Here is a 21149-nt window from a genome sequence, read left to right as displayed (position 1 = left end):
CCTTCGCAGTGACCCAAGATCCAAGTAACCGTCGAGGAGTTCAGCCGTGCCCATGCAGCCGTGGTTCACCGACGCCAAGCTGGGGATCTTTATCCACTGGGGGATCTACGCGGTCGACGGCGTCCAGGAGTCCTGGTCGTTCTACGACGACATCGTCCCGTACGACACCTACATGTCGCAGTTCGAGCGCTTCACCGCCTCCCGGTACGAGCCGCGGGACTGGGCGAAGCTGTTCGCCCGCGCCGGTGCCAAGTACGCCGTCCTGACCACCCGCCATCACGACGGCGTCGCCCTCTGGGACACGGCGTACGGCGATCTGAACGTGGGCCGGGACCTGATATCCGGATACGCCGACGCGCTGCGCGAGCAGGGCCTCAAGGTCGGCTTCTACTACTCGCACTCCGACTGGAGCCACCCCGACTACGCCTCCACGCGCAAGCCGGGCCGCCCGCCGGAGCTGGAGGACAACCGGTACTCGGAGGTGGCGGCCGAGTTCGAGGACCTGTCGGCCTGGGAACGCTTCCTCGTCTACCGGGACGGCCAGATCCGCGAACTCACGTCGCGCTACAAGCCGGACCTGATGTGGTTCGACGGGGAGTGGGACCGCAGCGAGGAGCAGTGGCGCATCCCCGAGCTGGCCGCGCTGATCCGCTCCGAGGTCCCGGACGTCGTGTTCAACGCCCGCATGCTCAGCGAGGGCGACTACGCGACCCCCGAGCAGGGCGCCCCGGTCGTCCCGCCCGAGGGCCCCTGGGAGCTGTGTCTGACGATCAACGACTCCTGGGGTCACCAGCACCACGACCACAACCACAAGTCGGTCGACCAGTTGGTCCGCTACTTCACCGAGACGATCGGCGGTGGCGGCAATCTGCTCCTCAGCGTCGGACCGAGGGAGGACGGTACGATCCCGCGGGAGCAGGCCGAGCGCCTTGAAGGACTCGGCGACTGGATCGCCAAGCACTCGGAGGCGGTGTACGGCACCGAACGGGGGCTGCCCGCCGGCCATCACTACGGTCCGAGCACCCTCTCCAAGGACCGCCGCACGCTGTATCTGATCCTGTTCGACGCCCCGCGCGCGGAGATCAACGTACGCGGTCTGCTCGGCTCGGTGCGCCGGGTCACCGTGCTCGGCAGCGGCACCGAACTGGCCCACCGGATCACCGGAGGCCTGCACGAGACGCCGGGCGTGCTGTGGATCGAACCGCCCGCCGCGGCGGACCTCGACCCGCATGCCACGGTCCTCGCCGTCGAGCTGGACGGCGAACTGGAGCTGTACCGGGGAGCCGGGCGTTTCTGATCGTGAACACGTTGTCCCTCGAACTCCCATGAAGATTTAAGGAAGCGGTAAAGCGCCTGGTCACGGCCGAATTCCCGGAGTCCGTGACCATGGCGCTTTGCTTCTTGGACACTTGGAGTTTGCCTACTGCCCGTGAGATGCCAAGGTAAGGCGCAAGAGAAAGGTGTCGCGGTGGGAGACTCGCGTAAGTCAGCGATCGGCAAGGGGCTGAGGCGCCGTGGGAGGCTGATGATGCAGGCGGTGAGCCCACCGCGTCGCACCCTGGACGCCATTCCGTCGCCCCGGCCCGCCGCGAAGCCGAAGGAGTCGACGTACGTCGCTCCGATCGCCCCGCGCCTGGTGGAGGCGCCGGTCTTCGTGCTGTCCTCGGTGCGCTCGGGCTCGACCCTGCTCCGTGTGCTGCTGAACAGCCACAGCCGGATCCGCGCCCCGCACGAGATGCATCTGCGCACCGTCCACGTCCAGCTGACCCGCAGCTTCACCGCGGACGCCATGAAGGCGCTGCAACTCGACAAGGCCGAGCTGGAGCACCTCCTCTGGGACCGGGTGCTGCACCTGGAGCTGACCCGCAGCGGCAAGGACATCATCGTCGACAAGACGCCCCCCAACACCCTCATCTGGCCCCGCCTGGACCGATGTTGGCCGAACGCCCGCTACATCCTGCTGCTGCGCCACCCGGGCGCGATCGTCGCGTCCCTGACCGACCGTCGCCAGGACCCCGACCACGAGGCCATCCGCGCCGAGGTGCTCAACTACTCGGAGAAGCTGGAAGAGGCCCGGCAGAAGCTCGGGAACGCGCACATCGTCACGTACGAGGAACTGACCGCCGAACCGGAGAAGGCCACCCGCGCCCTGTGCGACTACCTCGGCGTCGAGTGGGAGAGCGGCATGCTCGACTACGGCAACAAGGACCACGGCACCTTCCGCCCCCAGCTCGGCGACTGGAGCAGCACCATCAAGTCGGGCCGCATCCAGCCCGCCCGCACCGCCGACCCGACCGCCGAACTCCCGCCGCGCCTGAAGGAGATCGCGAAGGCGTGGGGGTACGAGGTCTAAGCCGATTGGTCCACGCCGGTGACGACACGTACCTGAAGGGGCGCGGGGAACTGCGCGACCAGCCACAGACAACCCGCACCCGGCAGACAACCTAGAGCGGCAGTGCCTGCGCCGCCGCACCCGACTCCACCGACTCAACCGCCGGAGGCGAAGGCACCCTCGACAGCGGCACAGCCTCCCGCTGCTGAGGCAACGACACCGTGCGCAACGGCCGCGGCCCGGAGACCACCGTGTAGTCCTGCCCCAGGAACGGCGGAACCACCTCGCCCGGATCCTCACCGAGCGCCAACTGAACAGCCGCCCAAGGCGCGTTGACCCCGCACAGCGACAGCTGATGCAGCCCGCCCGCCGGACGCGTGTTGACATCCATCAGCACCGGCGTGTCCCCGAACATCCGGAACTGGATGTTGGACAGGTAGTGCAGCCCGAACCCCTCCGCGATCGCCCGCGCCGGCGCCAGCCACTGCTCGTGCAGAGTGAACCCACGTCGGCGTCCGTTCTTCGTGCGGCCCACCGCCAGCCGGATCCGGTTGTCGGGCCCGGTGAGGCAGTCCACCGACACCTCCGGCTGCTCGAGACGCGGCATGATCAGCCAGTCCACCGGCTCATCGGACTGCCGCACGGCCTGCACGACCAGGTCGAGAGGGACGTACGAACTCGGGAAGCCGTTCAGGTGCATCATCGAGAACGGCGTGCGGGTGATGTTGCGGAAGCCCACCCCGCCCGCGCCGGACGCCGGCTTGAAGCACGCCTTGTGGCCGCCCGCCTCCAACTCCTCGACAGCGGCGACGAGTTCGTCCGCCGACCGCACCCGCCACCACGGCGGCACCGGCACGCCGATCGCCTCGACCGCCTCGTACGCGATCACCTTGTCGTGGAAGACGGCCACGGCCTCGGGAGGCGGCGCGAGCACCGCCGTACCGACCGCCTCGAAGTCGGCGCGGTGCGCCACGATCGCCGACTGCTGCGCACGCGGCACGAACACGTCGATGGCGCGGCGGGCGCACTGGTCCAGGGCGTACTCGACATACGCGGCGGGGGACAGGCCCTCCGGCTCGAAGTCGGCGGTGTCGGCGGCGGCCAGCACGGGAGAGTCGGCATCGCCGTGCGTGGCATGGATCTCGACGGCCCGATCGCTGGGATTTCGTCGCAGCTGATCCATGAAGAACACGTTCTCCGCGTACGTGCGGTTGAGCCAGACGCGTACGCGAGAGACCATGCAGGCCGCCTTTCACGGTTTCGCGGGCACGGCGGAGCAGGCCGTGCCCGGCCAGATCGAATCGAGGGAACACCAAACTGCCCCTGATGAAGGGAAGTCCGTGGTGTGGTGTTGGGGCGATCATACGGCTTCGCGGGGGTGCGGCGTGCAACGTACGTGTTACGGATTTTGGGAGGTTGCCTGACGGGACGATCTTCTCCTGATAACCCGCGCGGCCCGCCCTGGAGATCCGCCTTGTCCGGGGGCTGCGGATGTGCTGTCGTGGAGCCATTCGTGCGCGGAAGGGGCGAACAGGTGACGTCGACGGCCGGTGGTGCCGGACAGCTGCTGGCCATCAGCGATCTGCACATCGGCTACCCGGAGAACCGAGCCCTCGTCGAGAAGATGCACCCCGAGACGGACGACGACTGGCTCCTGGTGGCCGGCGACGTCTCCGAGACCGTCTCCGACGTGCGGTGGGCCCTGAAGACCCTCGCCGGCCGCTTCCGGAAGGTCGTCTGGGCTCCCGGCAACCACGAACTGTGGACCCACCCGAAGGACCCCGTCACCCTGCGCGGCGTCGCCCGCTACGAGCACCTCGTCGAGGAGTGCCGGGAACTCGGCGTGCTCACACCAGAGGACCCGTACCCCATCTGGGACGGCCCCGGCGGCCCGGTGGCCGTGGCGCCGCTGTTCCTGCTCTACGACTACTCGTTCCTCCCGGCAGGCTGCGCGACCAAGGACGAGGGGTTGGCGTACGCGCACGGAACCGGGATCGTCTGCAACGACGAGTATCTGCTGCACCCCGATCCCTACCCGAGCCGCGACGCCTGGTGCCGGGCCCGGGTCGCGGCCACCGAGCGCAGGCTCGCGGAGCTGCCCGGCGATCTGCCGACGGTGCTGGTCAACCACTACCCGCTGGACCGGCATCCGACAGACGTCCTGTGGTACCCCGAGTTCGCCATGTGGTGCGGCACCGGGCTGACGGCCGACTGGCACCGCAGATTCCGGGTCCAGACCATGGTCTATGGTCATCTGCACATTCCGCGGACGACCTGGCACGACGGTGTCCGCTTCGAAGAGGTGTCCGTCGGATACCCGCGAGAATGGAGCAAGCGCTCCCAGGAGCCGGGGGCGCTGCGCCGCATTCTGCCCAGGGAGGTCGGGCCAGGTGATCGAGGAGCTGCTGCCCGCCTCGGTGGTGGTCGTGGAGACGTACGGTGACGACGAGCCGGCGCCTCTGTACCCCGAGGAAGAGGCGGTCGTGGCGCGGGCGATCGACAAGCGCCGCCGTGAGTTCGCCACCGTACGGGCCTGTGCCCGCCGCGCCATGGAGAAGCTCGGCGTGCCGCCGCAGGCCGTGCTGCCCGGCGAGCGCGGCGCACCGGGCTGGCCGGCCGGCCTGGTCGGCAGCATGACCCACTGCAAGGGCTACCACGCCGCTGCCCTGGTCCGCGCCACCGACCTCGCCTCGATCGGCATCGACGCCGAGCCCCATGACCCGCTCCCGGAGGGTGTCCTGGCCGCCGCGTCCCTGTCCACGGAGGTACCGCGGCTCAGCAGTCTGTCCGCGCACCACCCGGACATCCACTGGGACCGGCTGCTGTTCAGCGCCAAGGAGTCCGTGTACAAGGCGTGGTTCCCCCTCACCCGGCAGTGGCTGGACTTCACCGAGGCCGACATCGAGATCTCCGCGGACCCCGGCGATCTGCTCGGCGGCGCCTTCCGTGCCGAACTCCTGGTCCCCGGACCGCTGATCGGCGGCCGGCGGCTCCGTCACTTCGAGGGACGCTGGACCGTCCGGCGCGGCCTGGTGGCGACGGCCGTCTCCGTACCCCACCAGGCCGTGGCGTAGGTCAGGCCTCCGGGCACCAGCTCTGCAGCAGCCGGAAGAACTCCTCCTCGTTGCCCGCGAGCCCCGCCTCCGCCAGCGCCTGCTCCGCCTCGGCCAGCACGGACGGCGGAACGGCAGGTGGCAGGCCACCGCCCGGCGGGCCGGCAGCGGTGTCGAAGGCCGCACGCACGGTGTGCAGCAGCCGCAGATAGGCCTGCACGGCGGTGCGCTCACGGTCGGTCATCAGAGCGGTCTGCATCGGTCGGCTCTCCCCACGTCGGCGTCGGTCGGGCGCGCCTCCGTACTCGCGTGGCACGCGCCTCCAAGTTTGCCGCCCACCACTGACAATCGGGCTTGGCCACCTGCCGGTTCGCCCACTCAGCCCAGGGCAAGGGCCGGGTGAGTGCCCACCAACGCCAGCTGGTCCGACGCGGCGCCCCCGAAGGCGACCGAGCCAGTGTCACGGCCCCAGATACCCCAGTGACGCCTCGATCCGCCCCGCCAGACGGTCCCGTTGCACCGGCCCCCGCGACGACGAACCGGCAAGCCAGGTACGGCACTTGCTGGCCAGCAGGAGGCCGAAGCTCTCGGCGTCCTGCTCCTCGGCTTCGTCGAAGCGGGTGCGGGCGGCGATCTTGCGGACGGTGTCCGCGAGGTCGGCCTCGTCGCTGAGCAGCCGGGCGGCGACGGCGGCGCCCTCGACGTGGTGGCTGCAGTGTCCGGCCTTCATGTGCCACAGCTCGTGGCCGAGGATGACCAACTGGTGGTCGGGGGCGGTGCGTTCCTCGACGACCACGACGTCCTGGTCAGCCATGTCGAGCCACAGCCCGCTGGCGGTGCCGGGCGGGAAGGCGGCCGTACGGAAGTGGACAGGACGGCCGCGGCGTCTGCTCATGGCGTCGCACAGGGCGCGGTACAGGTCCTCGGGCCGCGCCGGTGCGGGGAGCGTGAGCTCCGCGACCAACTCGCCGCACAGGCGGCGCATTTCCTTGTCGATGCCCACTGATCTCCCCAGGCTCAGGACTCGGGCCGCTTGACGCTCTCCAGGAGCATGTCCAGCCATTCGGCGACCTTGTCGCGGTGCTGGTCGGTGGGCAGCTGCGCCGCCCGCCAGGCGATTCCGCGGACGCCATGGTCCTGCAGCAGCCGCTCCAGCGGGTCGTCGGCGGCGGCCGCCGCCTCCCGCTCACGGTCGGCGAGCTTCTGCAGCAGCTCCTGCTCGGTGCGCTGAAGGGCGCCCGCGAGCGCTTCGGGGTCCTCGGCCGTCAGGAATCCGGCATGCACCCGGAAGAAGCGCTGAATGGCGTCGCAGTGCTCCATGGTGGGACGCCGGTCGCCGTTGATGAGAGCGCCCGCCTGCTGCCGCGACATCCCCGCGCCGTCGGCGATCTCCTGCTGGGTGTACTTGCGCCCGTTCGGCTTGAGCCGGGTGCGGCGCAGCAGGTCCAGGCGCTGCAGAAACCTCGCCTGCACATCGGGCTCGCCCGCCGGCCGGCCGCTCAGCAGGGCTTTGACCACGGGCTCGGGGACACCGGAGGCGACGGACAGCCGGCCGGTGGCGAAGACGTCCGCGTGCGCCACGCCCAGCCGGTCGGCGAGTGCGGTGACCCGGGCGACGACCGCCGGCAGAGCCGCCATCGCGGCGCCGGGACCCTCGAAGCCATCCGTCACCGACAGATCTCCCACGTCTCTCCCAGGCCTTCTCACCGGCATTCTCACCACACACGGTTGGCGTGAACTTCCCGGAGAGTAGCCGGTGGTTCGAACTCACATCCAGGTGTCGCCACAACTGTGGCCAATTTCAGCCGTCAACCGGCATGAAATGCCACGATAGTTGACACGCCTCGCGTCGGGGCACGAGGATCAAGGCGCCGCGTGAAGGCCGCATAGGCAAGAGGGGTGACCTCCCGATGGCATATCAGGCAGGTGGGCAGCGGCCGGCGCCGCGGCCCGTCCCCGAGAGTCTTGAGGCCCAGGCGTATCTCCATGACTACGCCACCCTCCTGGAGGCCGTCACCTTCCCGTCCGTCGTGCTCGATCACCGGTGGGACGTGGTCCTGACCAACACCGCTTTCGAGACACTTTTCCGCGGCATCGGTCCGCACCCCACGGCCATGCCGTACGACAACTTCCTGCGCTTCGTCCTGTTCCACCCGGACGCGAGCACGGTCCTCGGGGAACACGAGTCGAGCTGGTGCCTGCCCATGCTGGCCCTCTTCGCCGCCGCCGTCGAGCGGAACCCCCATGACCACGGGCTGCAGTCGATCCGCCGGGACATCGCCCAGGACCCCATCATGGAGGCCGCCTACCGGCACGGCCTGCCGCACTGGATCCGCGCGGTCGGCGAGCAGGCCCTCGCCCACGACGGCGCGGTCCGCCCGCTGCTGCACCCGGACCCGCGCTGGGGCGCCACGGACTGCCGGGTCGTCGACGAAACCCCCCGGACGCTGCACGAGATGGGCTACTCGCGGATGACGCTGGTCCTCCGCCCCGCCCGCCGCGCCGCCCCCACCGGCCGCAGGCCCGCACGAGCCCGCCGCACGGCGAGCCACCTCACGGTGGTCTCCGCCCCCGACGCCTGACCGGGCACCGCCGGCGTTCAGGTCGCCGACGGCGCTCTGGTCAGGACGGGGCGCGTCGCCCCCGTTCCGTTGTCCGGGGTCAGCCCGCGAACTCCCGCATCCACGCCTCGACTTCGTCGGCCGAGCGGGGGAGCCCGGCCGACAGATTCTCGTTGCCGTCCGCCGTCACCAGCACATCGTCCTCGATCCGGACGCCGATGCCGCGCCACTCCTCGGGGACGGTCAGGTCGTCGGGCTGGAAGTACAGGCCGGGCTCGACGGTCAGGCACATACCGGCCTCCAGCACGCCGTCGATGTAGTCCTCGTTGCGGGCCTGCGCGCAGTCGTGCACGTCGAGACCGAGCATGTGACCGGTGCCCGCCATGGTGAACCGGCGCTGGAGATCCAGCTCGTACACGCGCTCGGCCGGGCCCTCCAGGAAGCCCCACTCCACCAGCCGGGCGGCCAGCGACCGCTGGGCGGCCTCATGGAAGTCGCGGAAGTGCGCACCGGGCTTGACCGCGGCCATGCCCGCCTCCTGGGCCTCGTACACCGCGTCGTAGATCTCGCGCTGCAGCGGTGTGAAGGTGCCGCTGATCGGGAGCGTGCGCGTGACGTCGGCGGTGTAGAGCGTGTGGGTCTCCACGCCCGCGTCCAGCAGCAGGAGTTCGCCGGGGCGGACCGGGCCGTCGTTGTCCTGCCAGTGCATGATCGTGGCGTGCTCGCCGGCCGCGCAGATCGAGCCGTAGCCGACGGTGTTGCCCTCGACGCGGGCCCGGCGGAAGAAGGTGCCCTCGATCCACCGCTCCGAGGTGGCGATCGCCTGCGACAACTCCCGTACGACATCGGTGAATCCGCGGACCGTCGCATCCACGGCGCGGCGCAGTTCGGTGATCTCCCACTCGTCCTTGATCAGCCGCAGTCCGGAGACGGCCTCTTCGAACTCGTCGTCCCGCTCCTCGTCGGTGGCGAGCACCGCCTCCAGGGACGGGTCGATGCCGCGGACGATGCGGGTGGGGGTATTGGTCGACTTCGTGAGGTCCTCGGCGATCGTACGGATGTCCCGGCACTCCATGCCGAGCACCTGCTCCGACTCGGCGAGCGTACGGCGGCGGCCCATCCACAGCTCGGCGGTGTAGCCCGTCCAGAACTCGTCGCTGTCCCGGCTGTCGCGGGGGAGCTGGTAGCAGTGGGCGTCGTGCCCGCCGTCCGGGTGGGGTTCCAGGACCAGGGCGCCGTCGCGCGCCTGATCGCCGGTCAGGTGCACATAGCCGGTGTACGGGCGGTACGGGTAATGGGCGTCGTTCGAGCGGATCTTGAGGCCTCCGGAGGGGACGACCAGCCGCTCGCCTGGGAACAGCGCCGACAGTGCGGCGCGGCGGCGGGCCGCGTACGAGGCCTGCTCGGTGGGCGTCAGGTCCGTGCGTTCGGTGTCGGCCCAGCCCGTCCGCATCAGGGCGGACAGCTCGTCGGAGATTCCTCGGTAGAGATAGTTCTTACGGCCGTTGGCCATGTCGGGGGCACCTCTTCCGTGTGTGTGACGTCGTGTGACGCCGTGGGACGTCGTTCCCAGCTGGAGCGGTATGTGACATAGTACTGGCGTGAGCAAGCGATTGACCTGCGATGTCGTGGTCGTCGGGGCCGGCATGGTGGGCGCCGCGTGCGCCCTGTACGCCGCCCGCGCGGGACTCGACGTCACCGTCGTCGACCGTGGCCCGGTGGCCGGCGGCACGACCGGCGCCGGCGAGGGCAACATCCTCGTCTCCGACAAGGAGCCCGGCCCCGAACTGGACCTCGCGCTCCTCTCCAGCCGCCTCTGGGGCAAACTCGCGGCGGAGTTCGGGAAGTCCGTGGAGTACGAGGCCAAGGGCGGCGTAGTGGTGGCCACGTCCCCCGGTGGACTCACCGCCCTGGAGCGCTTCGCCGACGGCCAGCGCGCCGCCGGAGTCACCGCCCGACCCGTCGCACCCGACACCCTCTACGACCTCGAACCCCATCTCGCTCCCGGCCTTCCCGGCGCCGTCCACTACCCCCAGGACGCTCAGGTCATGCCCGCCCTGGCCGCCGCCCACCTCCTCAAGGCCTCCGGCGCCCGCCTGTTCACCGGCCGGACCGTGACGGACATCCTGCGCACACGGGACGGGGCGGTCCGTGGCGTCCGTACCGACGGAGGTGACCTGCACGCCCCGGCGGTCGTCAACGCGGCGGGCACCTGGGGCGCCGACCTCGCCGCCCTCGCGGGCGTGCACCTCCCCGTCCTCCCGCGCCGCGGCTTCGTCCTCGTCACCGAACCGCTCCCGCGCAGGGTTCACCACAAGGTGTACGCCGCCGACTACGTGGCCGACGTCGCCAGCGACTCGGCGGCCCTGCAGACCTCGCCGGTCGTGGAGGGCACGGCCGCCGGGCCGGTCCTGATCGGCGCGAGCCGTGAACGCGTCGGCTTCGACCGGACCTTCTCCCTCCCGGCCGTACGGGCACTCGCTGCGGGCGCGACGCGGCTGTTCCCGTTCCTGGAAGGGGTCCACGCGATGCGCGCCTACCTCGGATTCCGGCCGTACATGCCCGACCACCTGCCCGCCATCGGCCCCGATCCAAGAGTGCCGGGCCTCCATCACGCCTGCGGTCACGAGGGCGCGGGCATCGGGCTCGCGACCGGCACGGGGCAGCTGATCGCGCAGGTGCTGACCGAGAAGGCCCCGGACCTGGATCTGACGCCGTTCCGGCCCGACCGCTTCCCCTCGCCCGAGGAGGCCGCGTGAAAACCCCATTCGACCTGGCCGAGGCCCGACCCGGTCCCGCCTTCACCGTCACGCTCGACGGCCGCGAGATCGAGGCCCTACCCGGCCAGACCGTCGCCGCCGCGCTCTGGTCGGCCGGCGTCACCTCCTGGCGCACCACCCGCGTCGAAGGCCGCCCGCGCGGGATCTTCTGCGGCATCGGCGTCTGCTTCGACTGCCTGGTGACGGTCAACGACCGCCCGAATCAACGGGCTTGTCTCGTGCCGGTGCGGCCGGGCGATGCGATCCGTACGCAGGAGGGGACGGGGCACGATGACTGAACGGCCGCATCTCGCCGTGATCGGCGCGGGCCCGGCGGGCCTCGCCGCCACGGTGGCCGCCGCGTCGCGCGGTGTCCGGGTCACCCTGATCGACTCGGCGCCGCAGGCGGGCGGGCAGTTCTACCGTCAGCCAGCCGCCGAACTCCGCGCCCGAAGCCCACAGGCCCTGCACCATCAGTGGCAGACGTGGGAGCGGCTACGGGATGCCCTGGCCGAACGCGTGGAGGCGGGCCGGGTCACGCACTTGACGGATCATCATGTCTGGTTCGTGGAAGGGCAGTCGGGCCACTTCACGGTGCACGCCCTGCTCGGCCCCGAGCAGGAGGACCCCGCCGTCGTGCACGCCGACGCCGTCCTCCTCGCCACCGGCGGCTACGAGAAGGTCCTGCCCTTCCCTGGCTGGACCCTCCCCGGCGTCATCACCGCGGGTGGCGCCCAGGCCATGCTCAAGGGCACCCTCACCGTCTCCGGGCAGACCGCCGTGGTCGCCGGGACCGGGCCGCTGCTGCTGCCGGTGGCGACGGGACTCGCCGCGGCCGGGGTGAAGGTGGCAGCGCTCGTCGAGTCCGCGCACCCCAAGGACTTCGTACGACGGACCCGGGCGCTCGCCGCTCAGCCGGGCAAGGTCGGTGAAGGCGCCCGGTACGCCGCCCAGTTGCTCCGGCACCGGGTGCGCACCCTCGTTCACCACACCGTGGTCGAGGCGCACGGCACCGAACGCCTGGAGGCGGTGACCGTCGCCGTGCTCGACGGTGCCGGACGCGTCCGGCCGGGCACTGAGCGGCGCATCCCCTGCGACACCCTCGCCGTCGGGCACGGCATGCTGCCGCACACCGACCTCGCAGAGACCCTCGGCTGCTGCCTCGACGGACCGAACGTCCACGTCGATGAGGAGCAGCGCACCGACGTCTCCGGTGTCTGGGCCGCAGGCGAGACGACCGGCATCGGCGGCGCGGCCCTCGCCCTCGCCGAGGGGCACATCGCGGGATACTCGGCAGCCGCCCGGCTGAACGGCGCCGAACCCGACCCGCGCGCGTGGGCCGCGGCAGCGAAGTCCCGTACCGGCTTGCGGGAGTTCTTCGCCGCGCTCGACACCGTGTACGCGCCGCCCGCGCACTGGGCCGAGCAGGTCACCGACGACACCGTGGTCTGCCGCTGCGAGGAGGTGACCGGCGGCGCGATCCGCGAGGCCGTCGGTGAACTCGGTGCCGGTGATCTGCGAACCGTGAAGCTGCTGACGCGGGCCGGAATGGGCTGGTGTCAGGGGCGGGTGTGCGGGCCCGCGGTCGCGGGGCTGGCCGGGTGCGCGGAGACGCCGGGCCGCAGGCCGTTCGCGCGGCCGGTGCCGTTGGGGGTGCTGGCTCGGGCAGGGGAGCCCGAAGCGGAGTGATGCCCGCAGTGCACCAGTGATATGTCACATTCCATTCGGAGGGAACCTCATATGACCGCCACCGCGAACCGCCCCTGGCGGGGAATCCTCGTCGCCACCGCCCTCCCGCTCGACGACGACCTGTCCGTGAACCACGCCAAATACGCCGAACACTGCGCCTGGCTGGTCGAGAACGGCTGCTACGGCGTCGTACCGAACGGCTCGCTCGGCGAATACCAGGTACTCACCCCCGAGGAACGGGCCAAGGTCGTCGAGACCGCCGTGACCGCCATCGGAGGCGAGCGGGTCATGCCCGGCGTCGCCGCCTACGGCTCGGCGGAGGCCCGCCGCTGGGCCGAGCAGGCACGCGACGCCGGCTGCGCGTCCGTGATGCTGCTGCCGCCCAACGCGTACCGTGCCGACGAGCGGTCGGTGCTGGCGCACTACGCGGAGGTCGCCAAGGCGGGGGTGCCGATCGTGGCGTACAACAACCCCATCGACACCAAGGTCGACCTCGTGCCGGAACTCCTCGCCAAGCTGCACGGCGAGGGGTACATCCAGGCCGTCAAGGAGTTCTCCGGCGACGTCCGCCGCGCTTATCAGCTCGCTGAACTCGCCCCGGAACTGGACCTGTTGATCGGCGCCGACGACGTCCTGCTGGAACTCGCGATCGCGGGCGCGAAGGGCTGGGTGGCCGGCTACCCGAACGCGCTGCCCGCCGCGACCGTCGAGTTGTACCGGGCGGCCGTGGGCGGCGACCTCGCCACCGCCAAGAAGCTCTACGAGCAACTGCACCCGCTGCTGCGCTGGGACTCCAAGGTCGAGTTCGTACAGGCCATCAAACTGTCCATGGACATCGTCGGCCGGCCCGGCGGCCCGGTGCGCCCGCCGCGCGTCCCGCTGCTGCCCGAGCAGGAGGCCGCCGTACGCGCCGCCACCGAGAAGGCCGTAGCCGCAGGGCTCGCGTGAAGGAGTCTGGACCATGCGCAGCAAACTCGTCCTGCACGCCGTCGACTCGCACACCGAGGGCATGCCTACCCGCGTGATCACCGGCGGGATCGGCACGATCCCCGGTGACACGATGAACGAGCGGCGGCTGTACTTCCGTGAACACCGGGACGACATCAAGCAGTTGCTGATGAACGAGCCGCGCGGCCACTCCGCGATGAGCGGCGCGATCCTCCAGCCGCCCACCCGGCCCGACTGCGACTGGGGCGTCGTCTACATCGAGGTCTCCGGCTATCTCCCGATGTGCGGCCACGGCACGATCGGCGTGGCGACCGTGCTCGTCGAGACCGGCATGGTCGAGGTCGTCGAACCGGTCACCACGATCCGGCTCGACACCCCGGCGGGCCTGGTCGTCGCCGAGGTGGCGGTGGAGGACGGCGCCGCGAAGGCGGTCACTCTCCAGAACGTGCCGTCCTTCTCCGTCGCCCTCGACCGCAAGATCGCGCTTTCCGACGGGCGGACAGTGACATATGACATGGCATACGGCGGCAACTTCTACGCCATCCTGCCGCTGGACGAGTTCGGCCTGCCCTTCGACCGCTCCCGCAAGGACGACATCCTCAAAGCGGCCCTGTCCCTGATGGAGGCGATCAACGCCGAGGACGAGCCCGTCCACCCCGAGGACCCGTCGATCCACGGCTGCCACCACGTCCACCTGTACGCCCCCGGCTCCACCGCACGCCACTCCCGGCACGCGATGGCCATCCACCCCGGCTGGTTCGACCGCTCGCCCTGCGGCACGGGCACCAGCGCGCGCATGGCGCAGCTGCACGCACGCGGCGAACTCCCCCTGAACACCGAGTTCGTGAACGAGTCCTTCATCGGAACCCGCTTCACCGGCCGGCTGCTGGCCACCACCGAAGTCGCCGGCCGCCCCGCCGTGCTGCCCAGCTTCACCGGCCGCGCTTGGATCACCGGCACGGCGCAGTATCTGCTTGACCCGACCGACCCGTTCCCGGCCGGGTTCGTGCTGTGAGGTGCGCTCGATAGAATGTGACATTGCACTCCATAGCATGTGACATTGCACAGGCACGGCCCCTCAGGAGACAACCCATGCCCGCCCAGCCCACCAACCCTCCCGTCGCCACCCCGGCAATCCCCGCGCTCGGCGGCAGGAAGCCGAACTTCCGCGAACGGGTCGTGGATGTGCTGCGGGCCGCGCTGATCGCCGGTGAACTACGCCCCGGCCAGGTGTACTCGGCGCCCGCCCTCGCCCCCCGCTTGGGTGTCTCCGCGACGCCGGTGCGCGAGGCGATGCTCGAGCTGGTGAAGGAGGGCATGGTCGATGTCGTCCCGAACAAGGGCTTCCGGATCAAGGCCGTCTCCGAGAAGGAACTCGACGAGTACACCCACGTCCGGTCACTGATCGAGATCCCGACGACCGTCGGCCTCGCCGCCACCGCCGACCCCGACGACCTGAAGGCGCTCCGCCCGATCGCCCAGGAGATCGTGCTCTCGGCCGGGAAGGGTGACCTCATCGCCTACGTCGAGGCCGACCTGCGCTTTCATCTGGGGCTGCTCGCCCTGGCCGGCAACGACCATCTCGTCGAGGTCGTACGGGACCTACGGCGCCGCGCACGGCTGTACGGGCTGACGGCTCTGGTGCAGGCGGGGCGGCTGGAGGACTCCGCCATGGAGCACCTCGAACTCCTCGATGCCCTGCTCGCCCGGGACGAAGACGCCGTACGCGAGGTCATGACCCGTCACCTCGGCCATGTCCGGGGCCTGTGGGCGGCCCGCGACTGACAGCCGGCCCTACGGAAACGGAACTGAACGCAAGCCGCTTGCATTTCTTGCGCTATTCTTGCGCGCATGACGCGACGACTTGCTGAGGTGGCGAAGAAGGTCGGGGTCAGCGAGGCCACGGTCAGCCGGGTGCTCAACGGCAAGCCCGGAGTCTCCGAAGGCACCCGGCAGGCGGTGCTGTCCGCCCTGGACGTTCTCGGCTACGAGCGGCCCACGCAGCTGCGCGGTGAACGTGCGCGGCTCGTGGGCCTCGTGCTGCCCGAGCTGCAGAACCCGATCTTCCCGGCGTTCGCCGAGGTGATCGGCGGCGCGCTGGCCCAGCTCGGCCTGACCCCAGTGCTGTGCACGCAGACCAAGGGCGGTGTCTCCGAGGCCGACTATGTGGCGCTGCTGCTGCAACAGCAGGTCTCCGGCGTCGTCTTCGCCGGCGGTCTGTACGCCCAGGCCGACGCGCCGCACGAGCACTACCGGCTGCTCGCCGACCGCAACATCCCGGTCGTCCTGGTCAACGCGGCGATCGAACACCTCGGTTTCCCCGGCGTCTCCTGCGACGACGCGGTCGCGGTGGAACAGGCCTGGCGGCATCTGGCCTCCCTCGGTCATGAGCGCATCGGGCTGGTGCTCGGCCCCGGCGACCACGTGCCGTCGGCCCGCAAGCTGGCCGCCGCCCGAGCGGTGGGGGATCTGCCGGACGAGTTCGTCGCCCGCGCCATCTTCTCGATCGAGGGCGGACACGCGGCCGCCGCGCGACTGATCGACCGGGGCGTCACGGGCATCATCTGCGCCAGCGACCCGCTCGCCCTGGGGGCCGTCCGGGCAGCCCGCCGCAAGGGACTCGGCGTCCCGTCGCAGATCTCCGTCGTCGGCTACGACGACTCCGCGTTCATGAACTGCACCGAGCCGCCGCTCACGACGGTGCGCCAGCCCATCGAGGCGATGGGGAGGGCGGCCGTCGAGCTGCTGAACGCGCAGGTCGGCGGGGCGGCCGTACCGGCTGAGGAGCTGTTGTTCGAGCCCGAGCTGGTGGTGCGGGGTTCGACCGGGCAAGCGCCTCGCGACTGAGATCCGCGGAGATTCACAGACTCGTTCAATAATTTCAGATTCTGCGCGACATCTTGCGGCTCGATGTCGGCGGTGCTTGAGTGTGCGGCGCCCACCGCTCCTGCCCAAAGGGGTCCACCGATGAGTAGCACCGGGTTCCGCCGTACGTTCGTCGCGCTCAGCGTCTGTTCCCTCGCCCTCACCGCCTGTGGAGGCGGCGACGAGGACGACTCGGCGGGCGGAAAGACACGCATCACCGTCAACTGCATGCCGCCCAAGAGCGCCAAGGTCGACCGGCAGTTCTTCGAGCAGGACATCGCCTCCTTCGAGAAGGCCAACCCGGACATCGACGTCGTCGCGCACGACGCGTTCCCCTGCCAGGACCCGAAGACGTTCGACGCGAAGCTGGCCGGCGGGCAGATGGAGGACGTCTTCTACACGTACTTCACCGACGCCAAGCACGTGGTCGACATCAACCAGGCGGCCGATCTCACGCCGTACATCAAGGAGTTGAAGAGCTACGAGACCATCCAGCGGCAGCTGCGGGACATCTACACCGTCGACGGCAAGATCTACGGCATCCCGCGCACCGGCTACTCGATGGGCCTGATCTACAACAAGAAGCTCTTCGAGCAGGCGGGCCTCGACCCCGACCAGCCCCCGGCCACCTGGGACGAACTGCGCGCCGCCGCCAAGAAGATCGCCGATCTCGGCAACGGCACCGTCGGATACGCCGACTACAGCGCCCAGAACCAGGGCGGCTGGCACTTCACCGCCGAGCTGTACGCGCAGGGCGGCGACGTCGTCAGCGCCGACGGCAAGAAGGCGACGATCGACACACCCGAGGGCCGGGCCGTGCTGCGGAACCTGCACGACATGCGCTGGACCGACAACTCGATGGGCAGCAAGCAGCTCCTGGTCATCAACGACGTCCAGCAGATGATGGGTTCCGGGAAGCTCGGCATGTATCTCTCCGCGCCCGACAACATCCCGATCCTGGTCAAGGAGAAGGGCGGCGACTACAAGGACCTCGCCCTCGCGCCCATGCCCGGCGGCGAAGGCACGCTCATCGGCGGCGACGGCTACATGTTCAACAAGAAGGCGAGCCCCGAGCAGATCAGGGCGGGCCTGAAGTGGCTGGACCACATGTTCCTCACCCCCGGAGACGGCTTCCTCGGCGACTACGCCCGCGCCAAGAAGGCCGAGGCCCCGGTGGGGCTGCCCGAGCCGCGGCTGTTCACCGGCGCCGCCGACGCCAAGGATCAGGAGATCAAGAAGGCCAACGCCAATGTCCCGGTCGAGAACTACCAGGCCTTCCTCGACGGCAACCAGAACCTCGACATGAAGATCGAGCCCCCGCACGCCCAGCAGATCTACTCCGTCCTCGACTCAGTCGTCTCCGCCGTCCTCACCAAGAAGGACGCCGACATCGACCGGCTCCTGGCGGACGCCTCCGGGAAGATCGACAGCATCTTGGCCCGGGGCTGACCGATGACGAAGACCACCGCGCGACCCGTCGAGGCGATCACGGTGCGCCCGGTGCAGGCGCCGCCTCCGGCCGGGGACCGGCGGCGGCGCCGCCTCGCCGACCAGGCCCGCGCCTACGCCTTCCTTCTCGGCGGCCTCGTCTGCTTCGCCCTGTTCTCCTGGTATCCCGCGATCCGCGCGATCGTGATCGCCTTCCAGAAGTACACGCCCGGCTCCGACCCCGAGTGGGTCGGCACCGCCAACTTCACCCGCGTCTTCGACGACCCGGAGTTCACGGCCGCCTGGCGCAACACGCTCACCTTCACCCTGCTCGCCCTCCTCATCGGCTTCGCGATCCCCTTCGTCCTGGCGCTCGTCCTCAACGAACTCCGGCACGCGAGAGCCTTCTTCAGAGTCGTGGTCTACCTGCCGGTGATGATCCCGCCGGTCGTCACCGCCCTGCTGTGGAAGTGGTTCTACGACCCCGGCACCGGCCTCGCCAACGAGGCGCTGCGCTTCCTGCACCTGCCCACGTCGAACTGGTCCAACGGCGCCGACACCGCACTGATCTCCCTGGTGATCGTCGCGACCTGGGCCAACATGGGCGGCACCGTCCTGATCTACCTGGCCGCCCTGCAGTCCATCCCCGGCGAGCTGTACGAGGCGGCGGAACTGGACGGCGCGAGCCTCCTCCAGCGCATCCGGCATGTGACGATCCCGCAGACCAGGTTCGTCATCCTCATGCTGATGCTGCTTCAGATCATCGCGACGATGCAGGTGTTCACCGAGCCGTTCGTGATCACGGGCGGCGGCCCGGAGAACGCCACGGTCACCGTGCTCTACCTGATCTACAAGTACGCCTTCCTCTACAACGACTTCGGCGGCGCCTGCGCGCTCAGCGTGATGCTGCTGGTGTTCCTCGGCCTCTTCTCCGCCGTCTATCTGCGGCTCACCCGCACCGAAGGGGAGGACACCGCATGAGCACCCGGACCCTGGTCTCCCCGGCCGCGTTGGCCCGACCGCGCGGCAGGGCGACGTACTGGACCGTCTTCACCACGATCGTGCTGCTCTTCGCGCTGGCCTTCCTCTTCCCCGTCTACTGGATGGTGACCGGCGCGATGAAGTCGCCGGACGAGGTGGCGCAGACCCCGCCCACGATCGTCCCGGAGGAGTGGCACCTCAGCGGCTACACCGACGCCTGGGACCTGATGCGGCTGCCGACCCACCTGTGGAACACGGTGGTCCAGGCGGCCGGCGCCTGGCTGTTCCAGCTGGTCCTGTGCACGGCCGCCGCCTACGCCCTTTCCAAGCTGAGGCCGGTCTTCGGCAAGGTGATCCTCGGCGGCATCCTCGCCACGCTCATGGTCCCGGCCCAAGCGCTGGTCGTACCGAAGTACATGACGGTGGCCGATCTCGGCCTGCTCAACGAGCCCCTCGCCATCTGGCTCCCGGCGGTCGCCAACGCCTTCAACCTGTACCTCCTCAAGCGGTTCTTCGACCAGATCCCGCGCGACGTACTGGAGGCCGCCGAGATCGACGGCGCCGGGAGGCTGCGCATCCTCTGGTCGATCGTGCTGCCGATGTCCCGGCCGGTGCTCGGAGTCGTGTCGATCTTCGCGCTGGTCGCGGTCTGGCAGGACTTCCTCTGGCCGCTGATGGTCTTCTCCGACACGGATAAGCAGCCGATCAGCGTGGCACTCGTCCAGCTGTCGCAGAACATCCAGCTGACCGTGCTGATCGCCGCGATGGTGATCGCCAGCATCCCCATGGTCGCGATGTTCCTGGTCTTCCAGCGGCACATCATCGCCGGGATCAGCGCGGGCAGCACGAAGGGCTGACGCCGCCCTCACTGACACCGCCCCTCTCCGACCCAGAAAGGCAGGCACAGTGGGACAGCCCACCCATGCCCCCACGCGAACCGACTGGTGGCGCTCCGCCGTCATCTACCAGGTGTACGTCCGCAGCTTCGCGGACGGCGACGGCGACGGCACCGGCGACCTCGCGGGCGTCCGCGCCCGGCTGCCGTACCTCGCCGAACTCGGCGTGGACGCCCTCTGGTTCAACCCCTGGTATCTGTCGCCGATGAAGGACGGCGGCTACGACGTCGCCGACTACCGCGTGATCGACCCGGCGTTCGGCACGCTCGCCGAGGCGGAGAAACTGATCGCGGAGGCGGGGGAGCTGGGCATCCGCACGATCGTCGACATCGTGCCGAACCACGTCTCGGACCAGCACCCGTGGTTCCGGGCGGCGCTCGCGGCCGGCCCCGGCAGCCCCGAGCGCGAGCTGTTCCACTTCCGTCCAGGGCGCGGCCCGCACGGCGAACTCCCGCCCAACGACTGGCCGTCCCAGTTCGTCGGCTCCGCCGAGCCCGTCTGGACCCGCCTGGCCGACGGCGACTGGTATCTGCACCTCTTCACACCCGAACAGCCCGACCTCAACTGGGCCCACCCGGCCGTCCGACGGGAGCACGAGGACATCCTGCGCTTCTGGTTCGAGCGCGGTGTCGCGGGCGTCCGCATCGACTCGGCCGCCCTGCTCGCCAAGGACCCGCAGCTGCCCGACTTCGTCGCGGGCCGTGACCCGAACCCGTTCCTCGACCGCGACGAACTCCACGACATCTACCGCTCCTGGCGGGCCGTGGCCGACGAATACGGCGGCATCTTCGTCGGCGAGGTCTGGCTCCCCGACCCCGAACGCTTCGCCCGCTACCTGCGCCCGGACGAACTGCACACCGCCTTCAACTTCTCGTTTCTGTCCTGTCCTTGGGACGCGCGCAGGTTGCGTACGTCGATCGACGACACGCTCGCCGAGCACGCCCCCGTCGGCGCCCCCGCCACCTGGGTCCTCTGCAACCACGACGTCACCCGCACGGTCACCCGCTACGGCCGTGAGGACACCGGCTTCGACTTCGCGACCAAGGCCTTCGGCACCCCGGCCGACCTGGCCCTGGGCACCCGGCGCGCGCGGGCCGCCGCCCTGCTCTCGCTCGCCCTGCCCGGCGCCGTCTACGTCTACCAGGGCGAGGAACTCGGCCTGCCCGAGGCCGACATCCCCCTCGACCGCATCGAGGACCCGATGCACTTCCGCTCCGGCGGCACCGACCCGGGCCGCGACGGCTGCCGGGTGCCACTGCCGTGGGCCGCGGACGCGCCGTACGCCGGATTCGGTGGCGAGCCATGGCTGCCGCAGCCCGCCGACTGGCCCTCGTACGCGGCCGACCGCCAGGCCGCGGACCCGGGCTCGATGCTCCACCTCTATCGGGAGGCGATCCGCCGCAGGCCCGTCTTCGGCGACGGTCCCCTCACCTGGCTGCCCGCCCCCGAGGGCGTCCTCGCTTTCACCCGGGCCGAGGGCGCGCTGTGCGTGGTGAACCTCGCCGACCGGCCGTTCGACCTGCCCGAGCACACCGAACTCCTCGTCAGCAGTGCTCCGTTGGACAGCGAAGGGAGGCTTCCGAAGGACACCGCGGTCTGGCTCCGTGCCTGAGACCGCGCCCCCCACCCCGAAGGGA

General features: G+C 70.2%; 21 protein-coding genes. 16 read left to right on the top strand and 5 right to left on the bottom strand.

The window, feature by feature from the left end; genetic code table 11:
* The first annotated feature begins 46 nt into the window (after positions 1–46).
* Positions 47–1297, top strand: coding sequence for an alpha-L-fucosidase (locus tag AB0I98_RS31010; RefSeq protein ID WP_362947789.1), 1251 nt, complete (start codon positions 47–49; stop codon positions 1295–1297).
* A gap of 231 nt (positions 1298–1528) precedes the next feature.
* On the top strand, positions 1529–2353 hold the full coding sequence (locus AB0I98_RS31005) for a sulfotransferase (RefSeq protein WP_362947845.1): 825 nt from the start codon (positions 1529–1531) through the stop codon (positions 2351–2353).
* Positions 2354–2444: 91 nt separating this feature from the next.
* On the opposite strand, the gene AB0I98_RS31000 is transcribed toward AB0I98_RS31005, so the two are convergent.
* Positions 2445–3572, bottom strand: coding sequence for an ATP-grasp domain-containing protein (locus AB0I98_RS31000; protein ID WP_362947787.1), 1128 nt, complete (start codon positions 3570–3572; stop codon positions 2445–2447).
* Between the two features lie 294 nt (positions 3573–3866).
* Between AB0I98_RS31000 and AB0I98_RS30995 the strand changes: the two genes are divergently transcribed.
* Both AB0I98_RS30995 and AB0I98_RS30990 read left to right on the top strand, forming a co-directional pair.
* Positions 3867–4775, top strand: coding sequence for a metallophosphoesterase (locus tag AB0I98_RS30995; protein WP_362947785.1), 909 nt, complete (start codon positions 3867–3869; stop codon positions 4773–4775).
* Complete coding sequence (locus AB0I98_RS30990; protein ID WP_362947783.1) at positions 4723–5406, top strand: 4'-phosphopantetheinyl transferase superfamily protein; 684 nt, start codon at positions 4723–4725, stop codon at positions 5404–5406. The genes AB0I98_RS30995 and AB0I98_RS30990 overlap by 53 nt, the downstream gene beginning before the upstream one ends.
* Position 5407: 1 nt before the next feature.
* Here AB0I98_RS30990 and AB0I98_RS30985 read toward each other — a convergent pair whose 3' ends face one another.
* From AB0I98_RS30985 to AB0I98_RS30975, 3 genes are all read right to left on the bottom strand, one after another.
* A complete protein-coding gene (locus tag AB0I98_RS30985) occupies positions 5408–5644 on the bottom strand; it encodes a hypothetical protein (protein ID WP_328352317.1) in 237 nt (78 codons plus the stop codon).
* Between the two features lie 201 nt (positions 5645–5845).
* Positions 5846–6370, bottom strand: a complete 525-nt coding sequence (locus tag AB0I98_RS30980; RefSeq protein WP_362947844.1) for a toxin-antitoxin system, toxin component — start codon at positions 6368–6370, stop codon at positions 5846–5848.
* A gap of 32 nt (positions 6371–6402) precedes the next feature.
* On the bottom strand, positions 6403–7056 hold the full coding sequence (locus tag AB0I98_RS30975; protein ID WP_210575247.1) for a helix-turn-helix transcriptional regulator: 654 nt from the start codon (positions 7054–7056) through the stop codon (positions 6403–6405).
* A 239-nt stretch (positions 7057–7295) separates the two neighbouring features.
* On the opposite strand from AB0I98_RS30975, the gene AB0I98_RS30970 reads away from it, so the two are divergent.
* The gene (locus AB0I98_RS30970; RefSeq protein WP_362947782.1) at positions 7296–7967 is read left to right on the top strand and encodes a hypothetical protein; all 672 of its coding nucleotides are present in this window, start codon (positions 7296–7298) and stop codon (positions 7965–7967) included.
* A 79-nt stretch (positions 7968–8046) separates the two neighbouring features.
* On the opposite strand, the gene AB0I98_RS30965 is transcribed toward AB0I98_RS30970, so the two are convergent.
* Positions 8047–9459 (bottom strand): aminopeptidase P family protein, encoded by a 1413-nt coding sequence (locus AB0I98_RS30965; RefSeq protein WP_362947780.1) that lies wholly within the window; start codon positions 9457–9459, stop codon positions 8047–8049.
* 88 nt (positions 9460–9547) lie between these two features.
* On the opposite strand from AB0I98_RS30965, the gene AB0I98_RS30960 reads away from it, so the two are divergent.
* The 11 genes from AB0I98_RS30960 to AB0I98_RS30910 all read left to right on the top strand — a co-directional run bounded on the left by AB0I98_RS30960 (position 9548) and on the right by AB0I98_RS30910 (position 21124).
* Positions 9548–10705, top strand: coding sequence for an FAD-binding oxidoreductase (locus AB0I98_RS30960; protein WP_362947779.1), 1158 nt, complete (start codon positions 9548–9550; stop codon positions 10703–10705).
* Entirely contained in the window at positions 10702–11004 is a 303-nt protein-coding gene (locus AB0I98_RS30955; RefSeq protein WP_362947777.1) for a (2Fe-2S)-binding protein, read from the top strand. The genes AB0I98_RS30960 and AB0I98_RS30955 overlap by 4 nt, the downstream gene beginning before the upstream one ends.
* On the top strand, positions 10997–12394 hold the full coding sequence (locus AB0I98_RS30950; protein WP_362947776.1) for an NAD(P)/FAD-dependent oxidoreductase: 1398 nt from the start codon (positions 10997–10999) through the stop codon (positions 12392–12394). Before AB0I98_RS30955 ends, AB0I98_RS30950 begins: the two co-directional genes overlap by 8 nt.
* 51 nt (positions 12395–12445) lie before the next feature.
* Positions 12446–13342, top strand: coding sequence for a dihydrodipicolinate synthase family protein (locus tag AB0I98_RS30945; RefSeq protein ID WP_362947774.1), 897 nt, complete (start codon positions 12446–12448; stop codon positions 13340–13342).
* A 13-nt stretch (positions 13343–13355) separates the two neighbouring features.
* Positions 13356–14357, top strand: coding sequence for a proline racemase family protein (locus AB0I98_RS30940; protein WP_362947772.1), 1002 nt, complete (start codon positions 13356–13358; stop codon positions 14355–14357).
* A 77-nt stretch (positions 14358–14434) separates the two neighbouring features.
* Positions 14435–15127 carry a GntR family transcriptional regulator gene (locus AB0I98_RS30935; protein ID WP_362947770.1) on the top strand — a complete coding sequence of 231 codons (693 nt, stop codon included), beginning with the start codon at positions 14435–14437 and terminating at the stop codon, positions 15125–15127.
* 66 nt (positions 15128–15193) lie between these two features.
* On the top strand, positions 15194–16189 hold the full coding sequence (locus AB0I98_RS30930; RefSeq protein ID WP_362947769.1) for a LacI family DNA-binding transcriptional regulator: 996 nt from the start codon (positions 15194–15196) through the stop codon (positions 16187–16189).
* A 120-nt stretch (positions 16190–16309) separates the two neighbouring features.
* Positions 16310–17656, top strand: a complete 1347-nt coding sequence (locus AB0I98_RS30925; RefSeq protein WP_362947768.1) for a sugar ABC transporter substrate-binding protein — start codon at positions 16310–16312, stop codon at positions 17654–17656.
* Between the two features lie 3 nt (positions 17657–17659).
* Positions 17660–18616, top strand: a complete 957-nt coding sequence (locus AB0I98_RS30920) for a sugar ABC transporter permease (RefSeq protein ID WP_362947767.1) — start codon at positions 17660–17662, stop codon at positions 18614–18616.
* A complete protein-coding gene (locus AB0I98_RS30915) occupies positions 18613–19473 on the top strand; it encodes a carbohydrate ABC transporter permease (protein WP_362947765.1) in 861 nt (286 codons plus the stop codon). Before AB0I98_RS30920 ends, AB0I98_RS30915 begins: the two co-directional genes overlap by 4 nt.
* Before the next feature lie 49 nt (positions 19474–19522).
* The gene (locus AB0I98_RS30910) at positions 19523–21124 is read left to right on the top strand and encodes a glycoside hydrolase family 13 protein (RefSeq protein WP_362947764.1); all 1602 of its coding nucleotides are present in this window, start codon (positions 19523–19525) and stop codon (positions 21122–21124) included.
* Positions 21125–21149: the final 25 nt, after the last annotated feature.

The organism is Streptomyces sp. NPDC050211 (assembly GCF_040656035.1).
GTDB lineage: Bacteria > Actinomycetota > Actinomycetes > Streptomycetales > Streptomycetaceae > Streptomyces.
The sequence above is the reverse complement of the archived record's forward strand: the minus strand, read 5'-3'. Positions and strand labels throughout refer to the sequence as shown.